The sequence below is a fragment of the Massilia arenae genome, from assembly GCF_008014745.1.
Taxonomy (GTDB): Bacteria; Pseudomonadota; Gammaproteobacteria; order Burkholderiales; family Burkholderiaceae_D; genus Telluria; species Telluria arenae.
Map to the genome: position 1 here is coordinate 54587 of NZ_VPFD01000013.1, position 19511 is coordinate 74097.

At 65.9% G+C, this 19511-nt stretch carries 23 protein-coding genes; 6 read left to right on the forward strand and 17 right to left on the reverse strand.

Going from position 1 to position 19511, the window contains the following annotated elements:
- Positions 1-2: 2 nt before the first annotated feature.
- The 13 genes from gspD to gpmA form a co-directional block, all read right to left on the reverse strand.
- Positions 3-2408 (reverse strand): type II secretion system secretin GspD, encoded by a 2406-nt coding sequence (gspD, locus tag FVD38_RS12740; RefSeq protein WP_147935148.1) that lies wholly within the window; start codon positions 2406-2408, stop codon positions 3-5.
- Entirely contained in the window at positions 2408-3181 is a 774-nt protein-coding gene (gspN, locus tag FVD38_RS12745) for a type II secretion system protein N (protein WP_147935149.1), read from the reverse strand. Before gspN ends, gspD begins: the two co-directional genes overlap by 1 nt.
- A complete protein-coding gene (locus FVD38_RS12750; RefSeq protein ID WP_147935150.1) occupies positions 3178-3696 on the reverse strand; it encodes a type II secretion system protein M in 519 nt (172 codons plus the stop codon). Before FVD38_RS12750 ends, gspN begins: the two co-directional genes overlap by 4 nt.
- Complete coding sequence (gene gspL / locus FVD38_RS12755; protein WP_147935151.1) at positions 3693-4955, reverse strand: type II secretion system protein GspL; 1263 nt, start codon at positions 4953-4955, stop codon at positions 3693-3695. Before gspL ends, FVD38_RS12750 begins: the two co-directional genes overlap by 4 nt.
- Before the next feature lie 16 nt (positions 4956-4971).
- Positions 4972-5955, reverse strand: coding sequence for a type II secretion system minor pseudopilin GspK (gene gspK, locus FVD38_RS12760; protein ID WP_147935152.1), 984 nt, complete (start codon positions 5953-5955; stop codon positions 4972-4974).
- A complete protein-coding gene (locus tag FVD38_RS12765) occupies positions 5955-6617 on the reverse strand; it encodes a PulJ/GspJ family protein (RefSeq protein WP_147935153.1) in 663 nt (220 codons plus the stop codon). Before FVD38_RS12765 ends, gspK begins: the two co-directional genes overlap by 1 nt.
- Positions 6614-6994, reverse strand: coding sequence for a type II secretion system minor pseudopilin GspI (gene gspI / locus FVD38_RS12770; protein WP_370660638.1), 381 nt, complete (start codon positions 6992-6994; stop codon positions 6614-6616). Before gspI ends, FVD38_RS12765 begins: the two co-directional genes overlap by 4 nt.
- A gap of 14 nt (positions 6995-7008) precedes the next feature.
- Positions 7009-7500, reverse strand: coding sequence for a GspH/FimT family pseudopilin (locus tag FVD38_RS12775; RefSeq protein WP_147935155.1), 492 nt, complete (start codon positions 7498-7500; stop codon positions 7009-7011).
- A gap of 12 nt (positions 7501-7512) precedes the next feature.
- The gene (gene gspG / locus FVD38_RS12780; RefSeq protein WP_123068255.1) at positions 7513-7950 is read right to left on the reverse strand and encodes a type II secretion system major pseudopilin GspG; all 438 of its coding nucleotides are present in this window, start codon (positions 7948-7950) and stop codon (positions 7513-7515) included.
- Positions 7951-8145: 195 nt separating this feature from the next.
- Positions 8146-8904, reverse strand: coding sequence for a HesA/MoeB/ThiF family protein (locus FVD38_RS12785; protein WP_147935156.1), 759 nt, complete (start codon positions 8902-8904; stop codon positions 8146-8148).
- Between the two features lie 164 nt (positions 8905-9068).
- A complete protein-coding gene (locus FVD38_RS12790; protein ID WP_147935157.1) occupies positions 9069-10538 on the reverse strand; it encodes a S41 family peptidase in 1470 nt (489 codons plus the stop codon).
- Positions 10539-10555: 17 nt separating this feature from the next.
- Positions 10556-11986, reverse strand: coding sequence for a murein hydrolase activator EnvC family protein (locus FVD38_RS12795; protein ID WP_147935158.1), 1431 nt, complete (start codon positions 11984-11986; stop codon positions 10556-10558).
- A gap of 42 nt (positions 11987-12028) precedes the next feature.
- Complete coding sequence (gene gpmA, locus FVD38_RS12800; protein ID WP_147935159.1) at positions 12029-12775, reverse strand: 2,3-diphosphoglycerate-dependent phosphoglycerate mutase; 747 nt, start codon at positions 12773-12775, stop codon at positions 12029-12031.
- 91 nt (positions 12776-12866) lie between these two features.
- Between gpmA and FVD38_RS12805 the strand changes: the two genes are divergently transcribed.
- The 5 genes from FVD38_RS12805 (at position 12867) to FVD38_RS12825 (ending at position 15773) form a co-directional block, all read left to right on the forward strand.
- Positions 12867-13268, forward strand: a complete 402-nt coding sequence (locus tag FVD38_RS12805) for a rhodanese-like domain-containing protein (RefSeq protein ID WP_109345534.1) — start codon at positions 12867-12869, stop codon at positions 13266-13268.
- Positions 13269-13314: 46 nt separating this feature from the next.
- Positions 13315-13578: a glutaredoxin 3 gene (gene grxC, locus FVD38_RS12810; RefSeq protein WP_005663754.1), complete on the forward strand. Its 264-nt coding sequence runs from the start codon at positions 13315-13317 to the stop codon at positions 13576-13578.
- A gap of 149 nt (positions 13579-13727) precedes the next feature.
- Positions 13728-14186 (forward strand): protein-export chaperone SecB, encoded by a 459-nt coding sequence (gene secB, locus FVD38_RS12815; RefSeq protein ID WP_123069253.1) that lies wholly within the window; start codon positions 13728-13730, stop codon positions 14184-14186.
- An 82-nt stretch (positions 14187-14268) separates the two neighbouring features.
- Positions 14269-14724: an SH3 domain-containing protein gene (locus FVD38_RS12820; RefSeq protein WP_229493628.1), complete on the forward strand. Its 456-nt coding sequence runs from the start codon at positions 14269-14271 to the stop codon at positions 14722-14724.
- Positions 14725-14741: 17 nt separating this feature from the next.
- Positions 14742-15773, forward strand: a complete 1032-nt coding sequence (locus FVD38_RS12825) for an NAD(P)H-dependent glycerol-3-phosphate dehydrogenase (RefSeq protein ID WP_147935160.1) — start codon at positions 14742-14744, stop codon at positions 15771-15773.
- Positions 15774-15953: 180 nt separating this feature from the next.
- On the opposite strand, the gene FVD38_RS12830 is transcribed toward FVD38_RS12825, so the two are convergent.
- The 4 genes from FVD38_RS12830 to mscL are packed head-to-tail and all read right to left on the reverse strand — an operon-like array spanning position 15954 to position 18672.
- Positions 15954-16331, reverse strand: coding sequence for a cupin domain-containing protein (locus FVD38_RS12830; RefSeq protein WP_147935161.1), 378 nt, complete (start codon positions 16329-16331; stop codon positions 15954-15956).
- Positions 16332-16342: 11 nt separating this feature from the next.
- A complete protein-coding gene (locus FVD38_RS12835; protein WP_123069257.1) occupies positions 16343-17041 on the reverse strand; it encodes a DUF2461 domain-containing protein in 699 nt (232 codons plus the stop codon).
- Between the two features lie 27 nt (positions 17042-17068).
- Positions 17069-18214 carry a Do family serine endopeptidase gene (locus FVD38_RS12840; protein WP_147935246.1) on the reverse strand — a complete coding sequence of 382 codons (1146 nt, stop codon included), beginning with the start codon at positions 18212-18214 and terminating at the stop codon, positions 17069-17071.
- A 38-nt stretch (positions 18215-18252) separates the two neighbouring features.
- The gene (gene mscL / locus FVD38_RS12845) at positions 18253-18672 is read right to left on the reverse strand and encodes a large conductance mechanosensitive channel protein MscL (RefSeq protein ID WP_137172504.1); all 420 of its coding nucleotides are present in this window, start codon (positions 18670-18672) and stop codon (positions 18253-18255) included.
- 223 nt (positions 18673-18895) lie between these two features.
- On the opposite strand from mscL, the gene petA reads away from it, so the two are divergent.
- Entirely contained in the window at positions 18896-19510 is a 615-nt protein-coding gene (petA, locus tag FVD38_RS12850; protein ID WP_123069259.1) for a ubiquinol-cytochrome c reductase iron-sulfur subunit, read from the forward strand.
- Position 19511 lies beyond the last annotated feature (1 nt).

The following is a 19511-nucleotide window of genomic DNA, read 5'->3' on the forward strand; positions in this document are numbered from 1 at the left end:
TCTCAGTTCGTTTGCTGCACCGGACGGCTTGGCGCGCTTGGCACTGCCGCGCCGGGCATGACTGTGCCCGATCGTGGTTCAGACACGCCCGCACCCGGAGCGGTTCCCTGATGGCGCGATGCCGCGCCATCGTTGGATGCGCCCGGCGCCGCGTTCGGCGCCGGCTGGCGCTGGACCGGCACGGTCGCCATGCCGCCACCGGCCGGCGGCTGGCCCTCCACCAGCGGCGGCAGTTGCGGCGCGCCGAGGTCGCGCAGCAGCGGCGTCGATTCGAGCTGGGCGGCGGCGCCGGCCGCGCGCATATAGTCGTAGCGGTCCATTGCGATCGAATTCGAAGCTTCCTTGCTGCGCACCACCACCGGGCGCAGGAACACCATCAGGTTGGTCTTCACGCGGCTGCGGGTGCGGTACTTGAACAGGTTGCCGATCACCGGGATGTCGCCCAGGCCGCGCACTTTCTCTTCGCCATCGCCTTCGCTGTCCTCGATCAGGCCGCCGAGCACGATGATCTGGCCGTCGTCGGCCAGCACATTGCTCTCGATCGCGCGCACATTCGTGGTCAGGCCCGATTCGGCATTGCGGGTCGAGGCGTCCACGCTCGAATTCTCGTGGTAGATCGCCATCTTGATGGTACCGCCTTCCGAGATCTGCGGCCGCACGCGCAGCAGCAGGCCCACGTCTTGCCGGTCGACGGTCTGGAACGGGTTGCCGCCGCCGGTGGTGCTGTTGGTGGCGAACGAACCGGTGATGATCGGCACGTTCTGGCCGACCTTGATGGTCGCCAGCTCGTTGTCGAGCGTGATCATGTTCGGCGTCGACAGGATGTTGGCGTTGCCGTCGGTTTCCAGCGCGCGCGCCACCGCGCCCAGGCCGAGTTCGCCGCCCACCTGGCGGAACAGGCCGAAGGTCAGGCCGGTCGGCAAGACCGGCACCGACGTGCCGGTGGTGCCGCCGGTGCCCTGGGAAGCCGCCAGCGCCAGGTTGACGATGCTGTTGCCCGAGCCGCCGCCGGTGAAGTTCTGCAGGCCGCCGAAGCGGTATTTGCTGTCGGAGTCGCCGGTGGCGCCCACCCACTGCACGCCGAATTCGGAGGCTTTATTGGAGGTGACTTCGACCACCAGCGCCTCGATATAAACCTGGGCCCGGCGCACGTCGAGCTGGTCGATCACGGAACGCAGGTTGCGGTACACCGCGTCCGGCGCGGTGATGATCAGGCTGTTGGTCGAGGCGTCGGCCTGGATGAAGCCCGAGCCCTGGCCGCCGCCGCTGCCCTGGGCGCCTTGCTGGCCCTGCTGGCCGAAGGTGTTGCTGGTGCCGCCAATGCTGGTGCCGCCCTGCAGGCCCTGCTGGCCACCGCCGAGGCCGCCCTGCCCGCCCTGGCCCGCCTGGCTGCCGGTGCCGGACGTGATCGAGCTGCCCTGGGTGCCTTGCTGCACCTGCAAGGCCGATGAGTCTTGCGAGACGACGGCGCGCAGGGTCTGGGCCACGCGCGTGGCTTCCGCGTTCTTGAGGTAGACGACGTGGATATTGCCCTTGCTCGAGCTTTCTTGATCGAGGCGGGCGATCAGGCTCTTGGCCAGGTTGGCGCGCGCCTGCGACGGCGCGCGGATCACGACCGAGTTGGTGCGCGGATCGGCCAGCACCGTGACCCGGCCCGAATCGCCGCCGGCGGCCGGTTCCATCAGGCGCGTGACGAGCGTGGCGATGTCGCTGGCGATCGCGTTGCGGATCGGAACCACGTCGAGATCGGCCGCCACCGGCGCGTCGAGCGCGGCGATGATGCGCGCCAGGCGGCGCAGGTTGTCGGCGTAGTCGGTGACGACCAGCGTGTTGTTGCCCGGGTTCGCCATGATCGAGTTATTGGGCGAAATCAGCGGACGCAGCACGGCGGTGAGGTTGGCGGCCGACTCGTAGGACAGATAAAACACCTGGGTCGCGATCTGGTCGCCGGTGGCCTTGCTGGAGCGCACGCCGCCGACCTGGGTCGGCGAGGACTGCAGCTTGGCCTCGGCCTCGGGCACCACCTTGGCGTAGCCGTCGCCGCTGGTGACCACCGCGAAGCCCTGCAGGCGCAGGGTCGAGGTGAGCAGGCCGAAGGCTTCGGACTTGCTCAGCGATTTCTCGGACACCAGGGTGAGCGTTCCCTTGACCCGAGGATCGATGATGAAGGTCATGCCCGTGTAGTGGCCGATCGCTTTGATCACCGACTCGATGTCGGCATTGACGAAGCTCAAAGCGGCGGCGTTCGCGCTTTCTTGCGCCAGCACGGGCAGCGGCAGCGCGATCATGGTGGCGGCACAGCACAGCATGGCGCCTGCGGCCAGGCGCTGGGCCCGCAACTGCAGGGCCGGCAACTGCAGGGCCGACAGGTCGAGGTGCGCGGAGGTGGAGCGGTCTGTTTTCTTCATTATCTGAACTCGAGTGCGATTACGTTTTTGCCGTTCACCATCCGGCGCTGACCCAGCAGGTTCAACATGGTCCCAAGCTGGTCCTCATAGCCGTCGGCGGCGCTGGCCTGGCCCGAAAAGCGCAGGCGTCCATTTTGCAGTACACCCGCGCCCGACAGCAGCAAAGCGCCACGCACGGTGCGCAGGGTCAAATCGGCCTGCGGTCCACGCCAGTCCATGATCATTTCATAACTGCCAAGCGGCTTGACGGGCGACATGCGCGAACCCATATCGCTCATCGACAGGACGGTGCGCCCCTGCACCGTCACGGTATTCTGCTGGCGCAACAGGTCAAGCGCGTTCCAGGACAGCCCGATGCGGCCGCTCGGCGCCAGCGTGTTGAGCGGCGCGCCAAGGCCCGACAGCCCCTCGGCCGGCAGCAGCAGCTCGCCGGCATTGACCTGCCAGCGCGACCAGCTGCCTTCGACCCGCACCGGGTTGGCCAGCGCCTGGGGATTTTCCAGGCTCATGCTGACCTGGCCCAGCACCACCAGCGGCGACAAGGTCCAGGAAAAACGGCCCGGCAGCAAGGGCGTGACCGCCCCACCCGGCCCCGGCGCCCCGCCGATAAAGGCTGAGCCGCGCCAAAGCGTACCCTGCGCATCCCCCAGCGTCAATCGACCGCCGGTCTGGCGCTCGACCATCGGGCCGAGCCAGGCCGCCGGCAGGAAAGCCAGCACCGTCGCCACTACCGCCAGGATGACCAGCAAGCACCACGTCAGCGCCCGCCTCATGAAGCCGGATCGCTGCGCTGGCGCAGCGTGAGCGTGGCGTCGACCTGGCCCAGCGCGGTCTGGGCGCTGAACTGGGCGTCTTGCACCATCAGGCGGCTCTCGCGCCGCTGGGCGTCGAGCCATGCCATCAGGTTGGCGAAGGAAACATTGTTGAGCTGAACCTTGGTGTATTCGCCGCTGACCGACAGCGAGGTCGGCTTGAGGCCGCGCGCCGCCATGCTGGCGCCGAGCGACTCGTTGGTGACCGGCGTGACGGCGGGCGCCGGCTCGCTGGCGACGGCCCGGGCTTCGCCGGCCAGCGCCTCGAGCTGGGCCGCCTGCTGGCGCAGCTCGGGCAAGGACCGGCGCAATTGTTCGCGGCCTTCGAGCGCGGGCTCGAGCAGGACGAGATAGAACAGCGCCAGCGCGGCTACGGCGCCGCCGACGAGCAGGAATTTGCGTTCCTGCTCGGTGCGCGCGATCCAGTAGGCGGTGGCGCGTTCGCGCAGCCCGCTGATTTTGCCGGCGATATTCATTGCATGCCCCCCGATTGCGTGACTCCAGTTTGCGAGGCACCACTGCTGCGAATCAACCACGTATTGGCGTCGGGCGCTTCCAGGCTGAGGTGGCGTGCCGCCAGGGCCGGACGCAACTGGTCTGCGGCGCCGGGGTTGGCGGATTCAGGTTTGACGCGCACCGTGAGGGCGCGTTCGCGAAACTCCATTGATGCAATCGCAGGCGGCGCGCCGAGGCCGCCAATGGCTTCGCCGAAGGCGGCCGCCATCCAGGTAAATTCATCGCCGCCCACCTCGCCGCTGCCGGCCCTGGCGCGCGCGATGCTCTGCTGCATCTGCGCCACCGGATCGATTGCCGGCTGGTTCGGATACACCGAGCGGAACGTCTGGCTCATCTGCTGGCGCACGGCGTCGGCCTCGCGCTTCAGGCCCAGCCATTCGACATTGAGGCCGATGACATTGACCACCAGCGCCGCCAGCGCGAGCCGGATCGGCCAGCGCCAGCGCCGCCAGTCGCGCCGGGCCACGCCGGCCGTGCCCAGGCCGGGCACCAGGTCGAGCGCGGGCCCGACGGCGCCGCCGTTATTGCTGCCGCGGGCGCCGGCGATCCAGTGCGCCCAGTTGTCGCTCTCGAGGGTGACGCCGGGGCCGGCCTCGGCCAGCAGCGCCTGGTACTCCCCCATCTGCTCGTGCTCGACGTACAGCACCAGCGGCGCATCGCCGGCCAGCGCGCGCGCCGTCTGCAAGGCCACCACCGCGCTGCCGTCAAGCGCCAGGCCCAGGCCCTCGTACTGGCTCTGGCGCAGGATCAGTTCGCCCTTGCCGAAGGCGGCGCTCACGCTGCCTGGATGCAGTGGCAGGCACAATTGTTCCGGCACGGCCACCACGGCGCGCGCGCCCATCTCCAGGAGTTTACGCACCAGCGGCTCGAGCCAGGCCTGCTGCACCACGGCCACCGGACGGCGGCCGTCGGCCATGGCCGGGCCGGCCACCAGCACGCAATCGAGCGGGTCGCCCAGGATGTATTCTTCGACCAGGGCCGGCAGCGCCGCGCGCAGGCGCGCACCAGCCAGCGGGGGCGCCTGCACCGCCAGCAGGGTGACGTCGCTCGCGGCCAGGATCAGCACCACGCGCCGGCTGGCCGCGACCACGTCGCCCAGGTTGCGCAGCACGCCTTCGCCCTGCTGTCCGATGGCGCCGTTGTCGCCGACCATCGCGAACCTGCACAAGGCGCCCTCGCCTTCGCTCCTGGCCGGATGCCGGATATAAAGAGTAGTCAAACCGTCTCGCTTTCTTCTAGTTTTGGCGGGTCCAGATCACGCTCACACCACCGGCAGGACCAACGTTGGTCAGGCTGCCTTTCTGCACCAGCGACTCCGCGTCCAGCGCCGCGCGATCCAGGCGGATGCGGCTCTGCACCAGGAAATAATTGCTGTTGGTGCTGATTTTCGGTCTCTCCGGCGCCTCTGACTTGCACTGCAATTCATTTTCAAACATCGCTACATCGTTCCACGGTATCCGCTTGCGCTGCTCGACCATGGCATTGGCCTGAGAGATCGAGCAACCAGGCAAGACCGCCGCCAGCACCTCGGCCGGCGCCGTGTTCACGTTCACCGTCGTCGCTTGCGCCGGCAGCACGATCACGAACGGACGCAAGGCCTCGACCGTCTCGGGCTTGACGCCCTGCACCGCCAGCAGGTCGTCCACCCGCAGGACCGGCATCGGATTGCCCTTGCGCGGTGTCTGCGCGGTGTTGTTCGCGTCGTCCTGCTCCTGCTCCTGCGCCAGCGCTTGGCCGGCGGCGACGAAATCGGCGATCGGACGCGCCAGCCGCGGCTCTTGCCGCACATTGGTCAGCAGGCGGCGGAGCACCTCGGTCTCGACGGAATCGCGCTTGCCGCCCGCCGCCAGGTTGTTCAGATTGTATCGCGCCGTGGCGTCGTAAACCTGACCCGACAGGGATGCATTGAAATTTTCTCCCTGCACCCGCTCACGTTCGATGTATTGGTCGAGCCGGGTCTCGGCCAGCGGCGTGGCCCAGATCTGGTCGAGCGAGATGCGCCCGCCAAAGGGCTGGCGCAGGATCACGCTGGCCCAGTCGAGGGCGCCGCGCTGGATCCACTTGGTCTGCAGCTGCAGGCGCTGGTTTTCCATCGAGCGCACCTGCACCTGCTGCTGCCAGAACAGGCTGGCGACGATCGAGATCGCCAGCGTGGTCAGCAGCAGGGCCGTGACCACGGCGACGCCGCGCTGGCGGGGTGGATGGCGCAACAGACGCATCAGGTGCCTCCCAGCAGGAAGGACTTGACCATCGGCTGGCCCAGGCCCTGCACGGTGAGCGCCACCTGCACGCCGGTGGGCTCGCGCGAGCGGGCCGGGCCCAGGGCCGGATCGATAGGCGGGGGTTGGCCCTCGCCATTACCACCGACCGCAGTCGGCTCATTACGCCAGGCATTGTTTTGCCAGCCCTGCACCTGCATGCCAGTCACGCCGACCTGCAGCGCAACGGACGGCGAATTCTCGGCCGGCGCATCGGATGCGATCGCCTGCCACAGCTGGGCGATGTGGTCGAGGTCGCGCGTGCCGGGCGACTCGCGCCGCATCAGCTGGCCGTTGACCACGCGGTAGCTGACCACCTGCAGGCGCGATGGCTCGTGTTCGACGAAGACCTTGCGCACCAGGGTCAGGCGGTCGGCATCCCACAGCAGCGCCGGGCGGCCGCGCATGATGTCGTTGCCGGCCGCGTTCTCGCAATCGTTCTGCATCTGGGCAAAGGCCAGCTGCATGCCGCGCGTGATTTCCATCTCGTGCGTGAGCGCCACGCGCGCACGCACGATGCCGTCCAGCCCGCGCCAGCCGAGCACGGCCACCATGGCGAGAATGCCGATCGCCACCAGGAGTTCGACCAGCGTGAAGCCTGCATGCCGCGAGCTGGCGTTCATATCGGGGAAGGCCTCAGGACCAGTTGGATGAGTTTGACAATGCGGCGCCCCGGGTTGTCGGCATCGAACACCGACACTTCGATCCTGCGCAACAGCGGGTTGGGACTGACCAGCACTTCTTCCTCGCACATCAGGTTCAGGTCGCCTTGCGGGCAGGGAAAGCTGCGCTTGCCGATCTCGGGGAATTCGCGGCCCAGGCGGATCTGCACCAGCCGGTTCTCGGCCGACCAGGTCGCCATCATCGAGGCGCGCAGGCCGGCGCTATTGGTCGTCAGGCTACCCACCGCGCGCAGGCCGGCGGCCAGCGCGGTGCCGACGATGACCAGCGCCACCAGCACTTCCAGCAGGGTGAATCCGGTGCTTCTGCGAGACGGCATCATGGTCCTCGGCGTCATTCGACGGTAAAGTGGCCGACGCCGTCGGCGCGGATCGCGACCGCGTTGGCGCCCGAGGCCAAGGTCAGCACGAAGGGACGGTCGACCGGCTCGCGGCCGAAGGTGATGCGCAGCATGTCCGGGCCGCCGCTTCCAGCCCCACTTCCGGACGGTTCGAGCACCAGCCGCAGCGGCGGATTCTTGAAGCTGCGCTCGCGCAGCAGGTCGTCGCGCGTGACCGGCTCCCAGCCGGTGTCGCCGCGCACCATGAAGCGGTAGCGCTCGCCGTTGGCCTCGAACGCGACCAGGCGGTTGCGCACGATGGCTTCGTCGCGCGCCAGCTGCAGCAGCAGTGCGATGCGCTTGGCCTCGTTCTCGAGGTCCTGGCGCGGGCTCGGGAGGGCGTTCAGCGTAGCCAGTCCCAGCGTGATGCCGATGATGACCATCACGACCAGCAGCTCCACCAGGGTGAAGCCGGAGGATGCGCCCCGCGCGCGCCAGGCCGGCATGGGAAAGATGTCTTAGTGCCAGGAACCGACGTCGGCATCCTCGCCGTTGCCGCCCGGCTGGCCGTCGGCGCCGTAGGAGAATACGTCGATCTCGCCTTTCACGCCCGGCGACAGGTATTGGTAAGCATTGCCCCAAGGATCCTTCGGCAGCTTCTCGATATAGCCGCCGTCCTTCCAGCCGTTGGCGGCCGGGCCGGAGGTCGGCTTGGCGATCAGGGCGTTCAGGCCCTGCTCGGTGGTCGGATAGCGCTGGTTGTCGAGCTTGTACAGCTTGAGGGCCTGCATCATGGTGGCGATGTCGACCTTGGCGGCAGTGACGCGCGATTCGCCCGTGCGGCCCAGCAATTTAGGCACGACCAGGGCGCCGAGAATGCCGATGATGACCACGACGACCATGATCTCGACCAGGGTAAAGCCGCGGGCGCGACGTTGTGTGCGTTGGAAATTCATATGCAGTGTGATTAGGCTGGTGAATCGGTGGAGCCGGGACAGTATACGGCCGAAATATGACAAGATAATACTGCGGATGAGTCTGCGTACAATTACTGTGCGAATGATTACATCGCTACCGGCGGCGGGTGTGCAATTGTAAGCTACCTACGCCTGTCACGACACCTTGGATCCGCGCGATTAAGGCAGTCCTCATCAAACCTCGTACCGCCTGGCGCACACCGGGCAATCGACATTGCGCGCCACCTTGACGCCAGTCCACTCCATGTATTTCCCATCCAGCATCAGAAGGCGGCCGATCAATGGCTCGCCAACACCCGCGATCAGCTTCATCGCTTCGGCGGCCTGGACCGCGCCGACGATGCCGACCAGCGGGGCGAACACCCCCATGGTGCTGCAGGCAACGTCCTCAAAACCGCTGTCTTCAGGGAACAGGCAGGCATAGCACGGTGCGTCGGGCTGGCGCGGGTCGAATACGGACAGCTGGCCGTCGAAGCGGATCGCCGCCCCCGACACCAGCGGCACGCCGGCTGCAACGCAGGCGCGGTTGACGGCGTGGCGGGTGGCGAAGTTGTCGCTGCAGTCGAGCACGACGGTGGCCGTGCGCGCCAGCGCCAGCAGGCGCTCGGGGCCGGCCCGTTCGTTCAGGGCGACCACCTCGATCTCGGGGTTGATCGCCAGCAGGGCCGCGCGCCCGGAATCGACCTTGGGCTGGCCAATGCGTTCGGTCGTGTGCATCACCTGGCGCTGCAGGTTGGTCAGGTCGACCGTGTCGTCGTCGACCAGGGTGATGCGGCCGATGCCGCCCGAGGCCAGGTAGAGGGCGGCCGGCGAGCCGAGGCCGCCGGCGCCGATCACCAGGGCGTGGGCCTCGAGCAGGCGCTGCTGGCCTTCGATGCCGATGTCGTCGAGCAGGATGTGGCGCGAGTAGCGCAGGAGTTGGTGGTCGTTCATGGTTTTAGGCCGTGGGTGGGCTGGCAGGACTTGGGTCCCCGCCTGCGCGGGGACGACGTTGAGAGACGTGTGTGGATTGCTTCAAGCTCGACTTTGGCCACGTCCCTGATCACGTCATCCCCGCGCAGGCGGGGATCCAAGCTCAGCCCGCACCACCCCCAACATCATTTCTTCGGCGGCGCCTTCAATTCAGGCAATTTATGCTCCGCCCCCGGCAACGGCGCCGGCGCGGGTTTGTCTTCGTCGGGCACGCCCTTGGCCAGTTGCACCGGCTGGCCCTTGAAGTGATTGATCGCCTGCGCCAATTGAAAATCGTCCTGGCCGCCGAACTCGATCGGCTTGCGGTCCTTCAGCAGGGCCAGCGCGCGCTGCTGCTGCGCGAGGCTCGGGTTCTGGTCCTTGGGCGCCGCTTCCTTCTCGCCTTCGGCCGCCAGGTGGCGCTGCAGGTCCGCTTCGCGCACGCGCAGGGCGTTCAGCAGGTCGCCCTCGGCACTTTCGTCGACCCGCATATCGGGTTCGATGCCGGTTGCCTGGATCGGCCGCCCTTTCGGCGTGTAGTAGCGCGCCGTGGTCAGCTTGATCGCGGTGTCTTCCGACAGTTGCCGCAAGGTCTGCACCGAGCCCTTGCCGAAGGTGCGGCTGCCCATCACGATCGCGCGCTGGTAATCCTGCAGCGCGCCGGCCACGATTTCGGATGCCGATGCCGAGCCGCCATTGACCAGTACCACCATCGGCACCGATTTGAGGCCGGCCGGCAAGCCCGCCAGCGGGTCGCCGCGCTGGGCGTAGAATTCGCGCCGGCCATAGAAGTCCTGGTTCGAATCCGCGACCTGGCCCTTGGTAGACACGATCACCTGGTCCGGCTGCGGCAGGAAGGCGGCCGAGACACCGATCGCGCCCGGCAGCAGGCCGCCCGGGTCGTTGCGCAGGTCGAGCACCAGGCCCTTGATGTCGGGTTGTTCGGCGTACAGTTCCTTGGTTTTCTTGGCCAGCTCGTCCAGCGTGTTTTCCTGGAACTGGCTGATGCGCAGCCAGGCATAGCCGGGCTCGACCATTTTGGCCTTGACGCTGACGACCTTGATTTCCTGGCGCGCGATCGGCACCACCCAGGGTTTGTCTTCGCCCGGACGGGCGATGGTGAGCGTGACCTTGCTGCCGACCTTGCCGCGCATGCGCTTGATCGCCTCGTCGGACGACATATTGCGCACGGGGACATTGTCGATGCGGGTGATCAGGTCGCCAGGCTTGACGCCGGCCTTGAAGGCGGGCGTATCCTCGATCGGCGACACCACCTTGATATAGCCGTCCTCGTTCGAGATCTCGACGCCGACGCCCACGAACTTGCCCTGCACCGCCTCGCGCATGTCGCGGAAGGCCTTGGGGTCGAGGTAGACCGAATGCGGGTCGAGCGAGGCGACCATGCCGCCGATCGCTTCCGACAGCAGCTTTTTATCTTCCACCGGCTCGACGTAGTCGGTCTTGATCAGGCCATACACGTCGGCCAGCTGGCGCAGCTCGTCGAGCGGCAAGGGCGCGCCGGCCTTTTGCGCATGGGCCGACAGCTGGAACGATGCCGCCACGCCAACCAGCACGCCCACGCCGACCAGCCCGAAATGCTTTGCTTTCATGCCCATGTTGACCCTTGTTGTACCTAGAACCGGACCCAGCCCGCCGGATCGATGGCCTTGCCACGATGCCTGAGCTCAAAGTATAGCCCCGATTCCTCGTTGCCACCGGTATTGCCGGCACTGGCCACCGCCTCGCCGGCGCGCACGCTGTCGCCGGGACGCTTGAGCAGTGACTGGTTATTGCCATAGATCGACAGGTAGCCGTCGCCGTGGTCGATGATGATCAGGTTGCCGAAGCCGCGCATCCAGTCGGCGTGGACCACCCTGCCCGGCGCCACAGCCCGCACCTCGGATCCTTCGGCGGCCTTGATGAAATTGCCCTTCCAGGTCGGGCCGTCGCCGCGGCGTCCGCCGAAGCGGGCCACGACGCTGCCGTTGACCGGGCTGGCCATGCGGCCCTTGAGCGCGGTGAACGAGCCGCTGGCCGCGGCCGGTCCCAGGATCGGCGGCGGCGGTTCGCTCGGACCGGGATCTTCCTGGTCCGGCTCCTGGGCCAGGATCGGCGCTTCCTTGATCGGTTCTGGCATCGGCTTGGGCTTGGCGCCCGGCTTGGCGTTTTCGCGCGCGATGCGTTCGCGTTCGCGGTCGCGCTCGGCCTTCTCGGCCGCCGCTTTCGCACGTGCGGCCGCCAGCGCCTTCGCTTTCGCCTCGGCCGCGGCTTTTGCTTTCGCACGCTTCGCGGCCAGGGCCGCCTGACGCTTGCGCTCGGCTTCTTCCTGCTCGCGGATCAGGCGTTCGAGACGGGTGACCAGGCCCACCATGCGTTCTTCGTCCTGCGCCAGGCGGCTGGCCTCTTTGCGCTGGTCGGCCAGGCGGGTCGACAAGGTGTTGAGCAGCGCGGAGCGCTTGGCTTTTTCCTTTTCCAGCAGCGCCTTCTGGTCGAGCTGCTCCTGGGCGATTTCTTCCAGCTCTTGCTGGGCGTTCTCGACCTGGTCGCGGTTGGCCTCGACCTGCACCAGGTTGCCGCGCAGCGAACCGAGCAGGCGCGCCTGGGCCTGGGAGACATAGGCCATCAATTGCAGGTCGCGGCTGATGCGGTTCGGATTGTCGCCCGACAGCAGCAGCTTGATCCGGTCTTCGTTGCCAGCCACATAGTGTTCGCGCAACAGCTTGGCCAGCTGCTTTTGCTGGGCGGCGATGGTCTGGTTCAGCTGTTCCTGCTGCGCGGCCAGGTCTTGCAGGCGCGTGTTGGTGGCGCCCTGCTCTTCCTGCAGGTCGCGCAGCGCCCGGTTGGCGTCGGAAATGGCGGCCTCGGACTCGGCCAGCGTGTCGGCCGCGTCCTCCCTGGCGCTTTCGGTCTGGCTGATGTCGCGCTTGATCGCCTGCAGCTTTTGCTGGATACCGGCGCGCTGCTTCTCGGCCGCCGCCTTCTGGCGGCTGCGCTCGGTCTGGCGCTGGGCCCAGGCATCGGTTGCGAACGCGCTCGACAGCGCGACCGCCAGCAACGTACTCATGAGTACGCTGCCGGCTCCCTTCATGAATGGCAAACGCAAGACTTACTTTGCCTTCCCTTGGTTGGCCACGGCCGCCATGGCGGCGGCGATCGCTTCCTGGTCGCCCAGGTAGTAGTGCTTGATCGGCTTGAGGTCGGCGTCCAGCTCATACACCAGCGGCTGGCCGTTGGGGATGTTCAGGCCGACGATGTCGGCGTCGCTGATATTGTCCAGCATCTTGATGATGGCGCGCAGGCTGTTGCCGTGGGCCGAGATCAAAATCTTCTTGCCGGCGCGGATGGCCGGGGCGATCTCGTCGTTCCAGGCCGGCATCACGCGCGCCACGGTGTCCTTCAGGCATTCGGTCAGCGGGATCTGCTCGTCGGTGAGCGCTGCATAGCGCGGGTCGCCGAACGAGGTGCGTTCGTCGTCCTTTTCCAGCGCCGGCGGCGGGGTGTCGTAGCTGCGGCGCCAGACCAGCACCTGCTCGTCGCCGAACTTGGCGGCGGTTTCCGCCTTGTCCAGGCCCTGCAGCGCGCCGTAGTGGCGTTCGTTCAGGCGCCAGTCGTTCTTGACCGGCAGGTACATCGCGTCCATCTCGTCCATTGCCAGCCACAGGGTGCGGATGGCGCGCTTGAGCACCGAGGTATAGGCCACGTCGAAGGTGAAGCCGGCTTCCTTGAGCACGCGACCGGCGCTTTTCGCCTCGGCCACGCCTTTTTCGGTCAGGTCGACGTCGGTCCAGCCGGTGAAGCGGTTTTCCAGGTTCCAGGTGGATTCGCCGTGGCGCATGAATACGATCTTGTACATTAGTCTCTTCTTCTCGAAAAAATTCTGGTTGAAGTCCGGTCCGGCATCTATTTTATAATGCCCCGATTCAGTTCAACCAATCGGAACCCTTGTGAATTTCTTACTCGATAATATCTTCGTTGTTGCGATCGCTGTGATTTCGGGCGTCGCCCTGCTGTGGCCGGCACTGGCGCCGCGCGGAAAACGCGCCACGCCGCTGCAGGTGACGCAGATGATCAACCGCGGCAAGACCACCGTGGTCGACGTACGCAGCGCGGAAGAATTCGCGGCAGGCCACCTGCGCGACGCGAAACACATCCCGCTGGCAGACTTGGGCAATCGCATCGGCGAGCTGGACAAGTCGAAGAACCGTACCGTCGTGGTGGTGTGCCAGACCGGCGCCCGTGGCGACAAGGCCGCACGCCAGTTGCAGGCGGCCGGTTTCGAAGACGTCCACAGCCTGGAAGGCGGCCTGACGGCCTGGACGGCTGCAGGACTGCCGGTCACCAAGTAAACCCGCCGGCCCGATATTCGGGCCGGCAGACACGAAAGGATTCAGCATGACAGCCCACGTCGTTCTCTACCACACCGCAGCCTGCCCTTATTGCGTGCGCGCCGAGCGCCTGCTCGAAGCCAAGGGCGTGCATGACATCGAACGCATCCGCGTCGACCTCGACCCGGAACAGCGCCAGATCATGATGCAGCGCACCGGTCGCCGCACCGTGCCGCAGATCTACGTTGGAGACACCCACGTCGGCGGTTTCGACGATTTGTATGCGCTGGACCAGGCAGGACGCCTGGACCCGATGCTCAAGGGCGAGTAAGCTAATTGGGCTGAACGCGGCGGCGGGCGGCAAAGCCGCTATTGCTTCCAAGTTGGTTTTGCTACAATTGTCGTCGCGTTTGACCCAAGCACCCCGGAGCGGCCTGCCAAACTGGCGATCTGCTTCCCACTATTATTAGAAAGCGTTCCATGTCTGACGAAACTCTGCAACCAGTATTCCAAATCCAACGCGTCTACCTGAAAGACATGTCGCTGGAGCAACCGAATTCGCCATCGATCTTCCTGGAGCAGGAAGCCCCGGCAATCGAAGTGTCGCTCGACGTCGGCGCCGAAAGCATCGCCGAAGGCATCTACGAGTCGACCGTGACGATCACCGTCACCGCCAAGGTCAAGGACAAGGTTGCGTTCCTGGTGGAAGGCAAGCAGGCTGGCATCTTCGAAGCCCGCAACATCCCTGCCGAGCAGATGGATCCGCTGCTGGGCATCGGCTGCCCGAACATCATCTACCCATACCTGCGCGCGAACATCGCCGACGTGATCAGCCGTGCCGGCTTCCCGCCAGTGCACCTGGCCGAGATCAACTTCGAAGCGTTCTACCAGCAGCGCGCCGCGGCCATGGCTGAAGCAGCCACCGCACCGGCAAACTAAGCACCACCATGACGGACGCGGCCCAGGTCGCGTCCGTGCCAGCCTTTCGGCGTCGCGGTTCCACCTACAACCCAGGCCCGCCATGCTCCCTTCCCGACTTCTTGCAGCTGCTCCACTGTTGGCGATGACAGTGCTGGCCGCGCCAAGCGCTCACGCCTTCGATTTCAAGACGGTGGGCACCGCCCCGGCGATCCTGTACCAGACGCCATCGGCCAAGGGAAACAAACTCTATCTGGCGCCGCCCGGCATGCCGCTGCAGGTCATGATCGCCTATGGCAGCTGGGTCAAGGTGCGCGACATGAACGGCGACGTGGCCTGGACGCCGGCAAATTCGCTGGCCGCGCGACGCAATGTGCTGGTACGCACGCCCGGTAGCCGGGTCCATTCCGGCCCCGATGAAACCTCGGCGGTCCTGATGACGGCCGACAAGGGCGTTTTACTTGAACTGGCCGATCCCCATGCTCTCGTCTGGGCGCGCGTGCGCCATCGCGACGGCATCATCGGCTATATCAAGGTCTCGGACATCTGGGGCCTGTAATCCACTCCAGGAGTTCCATGCAACAGAATAAACCCAACACCAAGATCACCGTCCTCGGCGCCGGCGCCTGGGGCACCGCCGTCGCGATCGCCCTGGCCGCGCGCCATGACGTGCTGCTGTGGGGCCGCAATCCACAACAAATGGCGGATACCGACGCCGCGCGCGACAACCTGGCCTACCTGCCGGGCCATCCGCTGCCCCCAAGCTTGCGCGTGAGCGCCGACTTCGAGGCGGCGATCGCCCACGTGGCGTCTGGCGCCGCACAAGACGCGCCGCTGCTGATCCTGGCCTGCCCGGTGGCCGGCCTGCGCCCGCTGCTGGAGCAGTTGCGTGGCCGCCCGATCCCGAACGTCGTCTGGCTGTGCAAGGGCTTCGAAGCCGGCACCGGCCTGCTGCCGCACCAGGTGGTGGCGCAGGTGCTGGGCGACAGAGTGCCGGGGGCGGCGCTGTCCGGCCCCTCGTTCGCGCAAGAAGTGGCGCGCGGCCTGCCGTGCGCGCTGACCGTGGCCTCGGCGTCGGCCGAGCTGCGCGAGCGCGTGGTGGCGGCGGCGCATGGCGACAACCTGCGCGTCTACTCGCACGACGACCTGGTCGGCGTGGAAGTGGGCGGCGCGGTCAAGAACGTAATGGCGATCGCCACCGGCGCCGCCGATGGGCTGGGGCTGGGCCTGAACGCCCGCGCGGCCCTGATCACGCGCGGCCTGGCCGAGATCACCCGCCTCGGGCTGGCGCTCGGCGCGCAGCCGGGCACCTTCATGGGTCTGTCGGGGATGGGCGACCTGATCCTGACCTGCACCGGCGACCTGTCGCGCAACCGGAGAGTCGGCCTGGCGCTGGCCGAGGGCAAGGCGCTGGCCACGATCGTGGCGGACCTGGGGCATGTGGCCGAGGGCGTGCCGTGTGCGAAGGCGGTGCGCGAGCTGGCGCGCCGGATGGAAGTCGATATGCCGATCACCGAGGCGGTGGCCAGCGTGTTGTTCGATGGCGTGAATGCGGCGCAGATGGCGGCGCAGTTGCTGGCGCGGGATCCGCGGGTGGAACTGGCGTGATTTTCAGGGTGAGCGGCCTGGGTTGTTGACTGGGGCTGCTCATGGTGGCTTGGGTCCCCGCCTTCGCGGGGACGACGTTCTAACGCTGCGGACAACGAATATGACGACGGCTTGATACCTACGCACGTCGTTCCCGCGCAGGCGGGAACCCAAGTACACACTCACACTACCAACCTCAAATCATTTAGGCGACGCCCCGGACGGATCATCGCTCGGCCCACCAGAACGTGCAGGCCCCATCAGGATGGTCATCAACGCCACCGCATCGCTGACCGCGCGGATCGTATGCGGCACCCCACCCGCCAGATAAAGCATCTCGTTCGGCTGCAGATTGGTCGTCTTGTCGTGGGCGTCGATCGCGATCTCGCCTTCCAGGCAGACGATGGTCACTTCGCCGTCGACCCCGTGCTCGGGGATCGGCCGTTCGACCGGCAGCACCAGCCGGATCAGTTCCATGTGCTCGGTCTTGACCAGGGCCACCGAGGTGAAATGGGCGATGTCGTCGTCGCCGCGTTGCAAAGCAATCTTTTCGCCGGATACTGCGTGATGCAAGGCCATGTCGCCCTCCTCTATTCGTTTGTCGCTTCCTCTTGCGGTTCCGGCACGCTGCGCAGCCAGCTGACCAGCGCATAGGCGTCCTGGAATCCTTGCGCCAGCCGCGGCACCAGTTGATCCGGTGCGTTCAGGTCCAGTTTCACCTCGGTCCACACGAAGAAGCTTTTCAGTTTCAGGTAATCGACATGCGGATGATCCGGGTCGAAGCCCTTGGGTGGACGCTGCAACTTGTCCTCTTCCAGCATGTCATTATAGGTGGCGCGAAGATGCTTATTCTTCAATACTTTGGCGAAACCCGTCGCATCGTTGACCACATGCTCGCGGATCGCCTTCAGGCGCGGCGCCGGCGGCAGGTACTCGCCCACGCCGAAGCCCAGGGTGCCATCGCGCTCGATATGAAAATAATAGGTCGAGCCGCCGCCCGCGCTCGGGCGGCGCTTGTCGTGCGGGGTGATGCCGGCCGAGAAGCGGGTTTTATACGGCGTCTTGTCCTTCGAGAAGCGGGTGTCGCGGTGGATGCGGAACATCGCCTTCTTGGGATTGCAGGCCGCCACCTGCTTGTCGAATTTGGTCAGGGCCTTGATCAGTTCGGTGACCGTTTCCTCGAATTCGGTGCGCAGGATGTCATAGCGCGGTTTATTCCAAAGGAACCAGGGCCGGGTGTTGTTTTCGCTCAGCTCGGTGAGAAATTGCGTCAGGTCGCGCAGATGCATGGTGGTCCGGAGTATCGATAGAAGAGTTCAGGGCGCCTGGCGCGGCCGGCGGCCCACGGTCACGTCGACCGTGGCTTCGCGCCGCTTGCGCAGGATCGTCATTTGCGTCTTGGCGCCGGGCGCGAGCTGGGCGATCAGGTTCAGCATCTCGCTGGTGTCGGCGATCGGCTCGCCGGCCACCGCCACCAGGATATCGCCCGGCACGATGCCGGCGCGGTCGGCCGGCCCGCCGCGCACCACGCCGGCGATGATGGCGCCGCTCTTCTTGGCCAAGCCAAAACTGTCGGCCAGCTCGGGGGTGATGTCCTGCGATTCGATGCCGATCCAGCCGCGCACCACGCTGCCGTGCTTGACGATCGAATCAAGCACGGTCTTGGCGGTGGACACGGGAATCGCGAAGCCGATTCCGACCGAGCCGCCAGTCTGGGAATAGATGGCCGCGTTAATGCCCAGCAAATGGCCGTCGGTATCGACCAGGGCCCCGCCCGAGTTGCCGAAATTGATCGCGGCATCGGTCTGGATGAAATTCTCGAAGTGGTTGATGTGCAGGTTGTTGCGGCCCAGCGCCGAGATGATGCCCAGGGTGACGGTCTGGCCGACGCCGAACGGATTGCCGATCGCCAGCACCACGTCGCCCACGCGCGCGCCCTCGGGGTCACCCAGCACCATTACCGGCAGGTTGCGCTCGCTGACGCGGATCACGGCCAGGTCGGTCTCGGGATCGGTGCCGACCAGGCGCGCCGTGGCCTTGCGGCCGTCGGCGAGACCGACCTCGATCGCATCGGCGCCGTCGATCACATGGAAATTGGTCAGGATATAACCGTCGCTGCTGACGATGACGCCGGAGCCGAGGCTGGCCAGCTGCTCGTCGGGCGGCGCGCGGTCGCCAAAGAAACGGCGGAAGAACGGATCTTTCAACAAGGGATGCGATTGGCGCGACGCCTTGCTCGTGTAAATATTGACCACGGCCGGCATCGCCTTGGCGGCGGCGTCGCGGAAGCTGCCGCCCGCCGCCCGCGGCGGCGCCTGCAGCATCGGCACCGGATTGCCCGGGGTGCCGACCGCGACACTATCTGGCCTGTCGAGCCATTCGGGCCGCAGGGCGGCCACCACGAACCAGGCCGCCAGCGCAATCGTTACCGCTTGCGCGAACAGCAGCCAAAAGCGCCGCAAAGGATGCGGACGCCGCAGTTCGTGGACCAGGTCGTCTTTCACTTTTTGAGGGAATCCCGGATTTCGCGCAGCAGGACGATGTCTTCCGGCGTCACTGGAGCAGCAGGTTTGGCCTCTTCAGCCGGGCCGCGCAGGCGGTTAATCACGCGCACCATCTGGAAGATGATGAATGCGAGCAGGATAAAGTTCAGCAAGATGGTCAAGAAATTACCGTATGCCAACACAGCACCGGCCTTTTGCGCCTCTGCCAAGGGGAGGTTATAGCCCTGGTTATTGAGAGGAATATAATAGTTGGCGAAGTCGAGGCCACCGAGTACGGCGCCGATCGGCGGCATGACGATGTCCTTGACCAGCGAGTCGGTGATGCGCGCGAAGGCGCCACCGATGATCACACCGACGGCAAGGTCGATCACATTGCCGCGCATCGCAAACTTCTTGAACTCTTCCATCATCGCCATTTGGAACTCCCTGGTTGTTGTTGATACAAGCCTTTGCATGATACCCGAACGCTCCGGAGGCTGTCTTTCGGCCAAATGCTGCAGGAGCACAAAAGACCATTCTGCCAAAGCGTGTAGCCCAGACAATTTTTTTCCCTCAGGTATTGCCGTTCACATATAATTTTGGATGCTGGAAGCTCGCTATTAATTCTTAAAATTCGTATATTCACGGAGTGGGGTTGGTATGAGTAATGAAAAGCAGGTCGATCCGGGTCGACGCGGATTGCTGGTCGCGACATGCGCGGCCGGTGGCGTCGTCGGCGTGTCCACGGCGGGAGCCCTGGTCAGCACCTTCCAGCCTTCCGAACGCGCAAAAGCGGCGGGAGCCCCGGTTGAAGTCGACATTTCCGACGTCGCTCCCGGTGAAATGAAAGTCGTCGAATGGCGCGGCAAGCCGGTCTGGATCCTGCGCCGCACCCCCGAAATGATGGCCACGCTCGAGAAGGACCAGGGCGAACTGGCCGATCCCGCCTCCGACAAGGTGTTCCAGCTGCCGATGCCGGAATACGCCAAGAACGCGTTCCGCTCGCGCGCCGAGCACAAGGAAGTGCTGGTCACGGTCGGCATCTGCTCCCACCTGGGCTGCTCGCCCTCTTCCCGCCTGGCCTCCGGCCCACAGCCGAACCTGCCCGATAACTGGCCGGGCGGCTTCCTGTGCCCCTGCCACGGCTCGACCTTCGACCTCTCTGCGCGCGTGTTCAAGAACAAGCCGGCGCCGACGAATATGGATGTCCCCCCGTATATGTATCTGTCCGATAACAAGCTCGTGATCGGCAAAGACGAGAAAGGCGAGGCATAAG

Bases quoted from the DNA above. Each gene is read 5' to 3' on its own strand.
- gspD (WP_147935148.1), bottom strand. From the start codon at position 2,408: ATGAAGAAAACAGACCGCTCCACCTCCGCGCACCTCGACCTGTCGGCC.
- gspN (WP_147935149.1), bottom strand. From the start codon at position 3,181: ATGAGGCGGGCGCTGACGTGGTGCTTGCTGGTCATCCTGGCGGTAGTG.
- FVD38_RS12750 (WP_147935150.1), bottom strand. From the start codon at position 3,696: ATGAATATCGCCGGCAAAATCAGCGGGCTGCGCGAACGCGCCACCGCC.
- gspK (WP_147935152.1), bottom strand. From the start codon at position 5,955: ATGCGTCTGTTGCGCCATCCACCCCGCCAGCGCGGCGTCGCCGTGGTC.
- FVD38_RS12765 (WP_147935153.1), bottom strand. From the start codon at position 6,617: ATGAACGCCAGCTCGCGGCATGCAGGCTTCACGCTGGTCGAACTCCTG.
- gspI (WP_370660638.1), bottom strand. From the start codon at position 6,994: ATGCCGTCTCGCAGAAGCACCGGATTCACCCTGCTGGAAGTGCTGGTG.
- FVD38_RS12775 (WP_147935155.1), bottom strand. From the start codon at position 7,500: ATGCCGGCCTGGCGCGCGCGGGGCGCATCCTCCGGCTTCACCCTGGTG.
- gspG (WP_123068255.1), bottom strand. From the start codon at position 7,950: ATGAATTTCCAACGCACACAACGTCGCGCCCGCGGCTTTACCCTGGTC.
- FVD38_RS12785 (WP_147935156.1), bottom strand. From the start codon at position 8,904: ATGAACGACCACCAACTCCTGCGCTACTCGCGCCACATCCTGCTCGAC.
- FVD38_RS12790 (WP_147935157.1), bottom strand. From the start codon at position 10,538: ATGGGCATGAAAGCAAAGCATTTCGGGCTGGTCGGCGTGGGCGTGCTG.
- FVD38_RS12795 (WP_147935158.1), bottom strand. From the start codon at position 11,986: ATGAGTACGTTGCTGGCGGTCGCGCTGTCGAGCGCGTTCGCAACCGAT.
- gpmA (WP_147935159.1), bottom strand. From the start codon at position 12,775: ATGTACAAGATCGTATTCATGCGCCACGGCGAATCCACCTGGAACCTG.
- grxC (WP_005663754.1), top strand. From the start codon at position 13,315: ATGACAGCCCACGTCGTTCTCTACCACACCGCAGCCTGCCCTTATTGC.
- secB (WP_123069253.1), top strand. From the start codon at position 13,728: ATGTCTGACGAAACTCTGCAACCAGTATTCCAAATCCAACGCGTCTAC.
- FVD38_RS12820 (WP_229493628.1), top strand. From the start codon at position 14,269: ATGCTCCCTTCCCGACTTCTTGCAGCTGCTCCACTGTTGGCGATGACA.
- FVD38_RS12825 (WP_147935160.1), top strand. From the start codon at position 14,742: ATGCAACAGAATAAACCCAACACCAAGATCACCGTCCTCGGCGCCGGC.
- FVD38_RS12830 (WP_147935161.1), bottom strand. From the start codon at position 16,331: ATGGCCTTGCATCACGCAGTATCCGGCGAAAAGATTGCTTTGCAACGC.
- FVD38_RS12835 (WP_123069257.1), bottom strand. From the start codon at position 17,041: ATGCATCTGCGCGACCTGACGCAATTTCTCACCGAGCTGAGCGAAAAC.
- mscL (WP_137172504.1), bottom strand. From the start codon at position 18,672: ATGGCGATGATGGAAGAGTTCAAGAAGTTTGCGATGCGCGGCAATGTG.
- petA (WP_123069259.1), top strand. From the start codon at position 18,896: ATGAGTAATGAAAAGCAGGTCGATCCGGGTCGACGCGGATTGCTGGTC.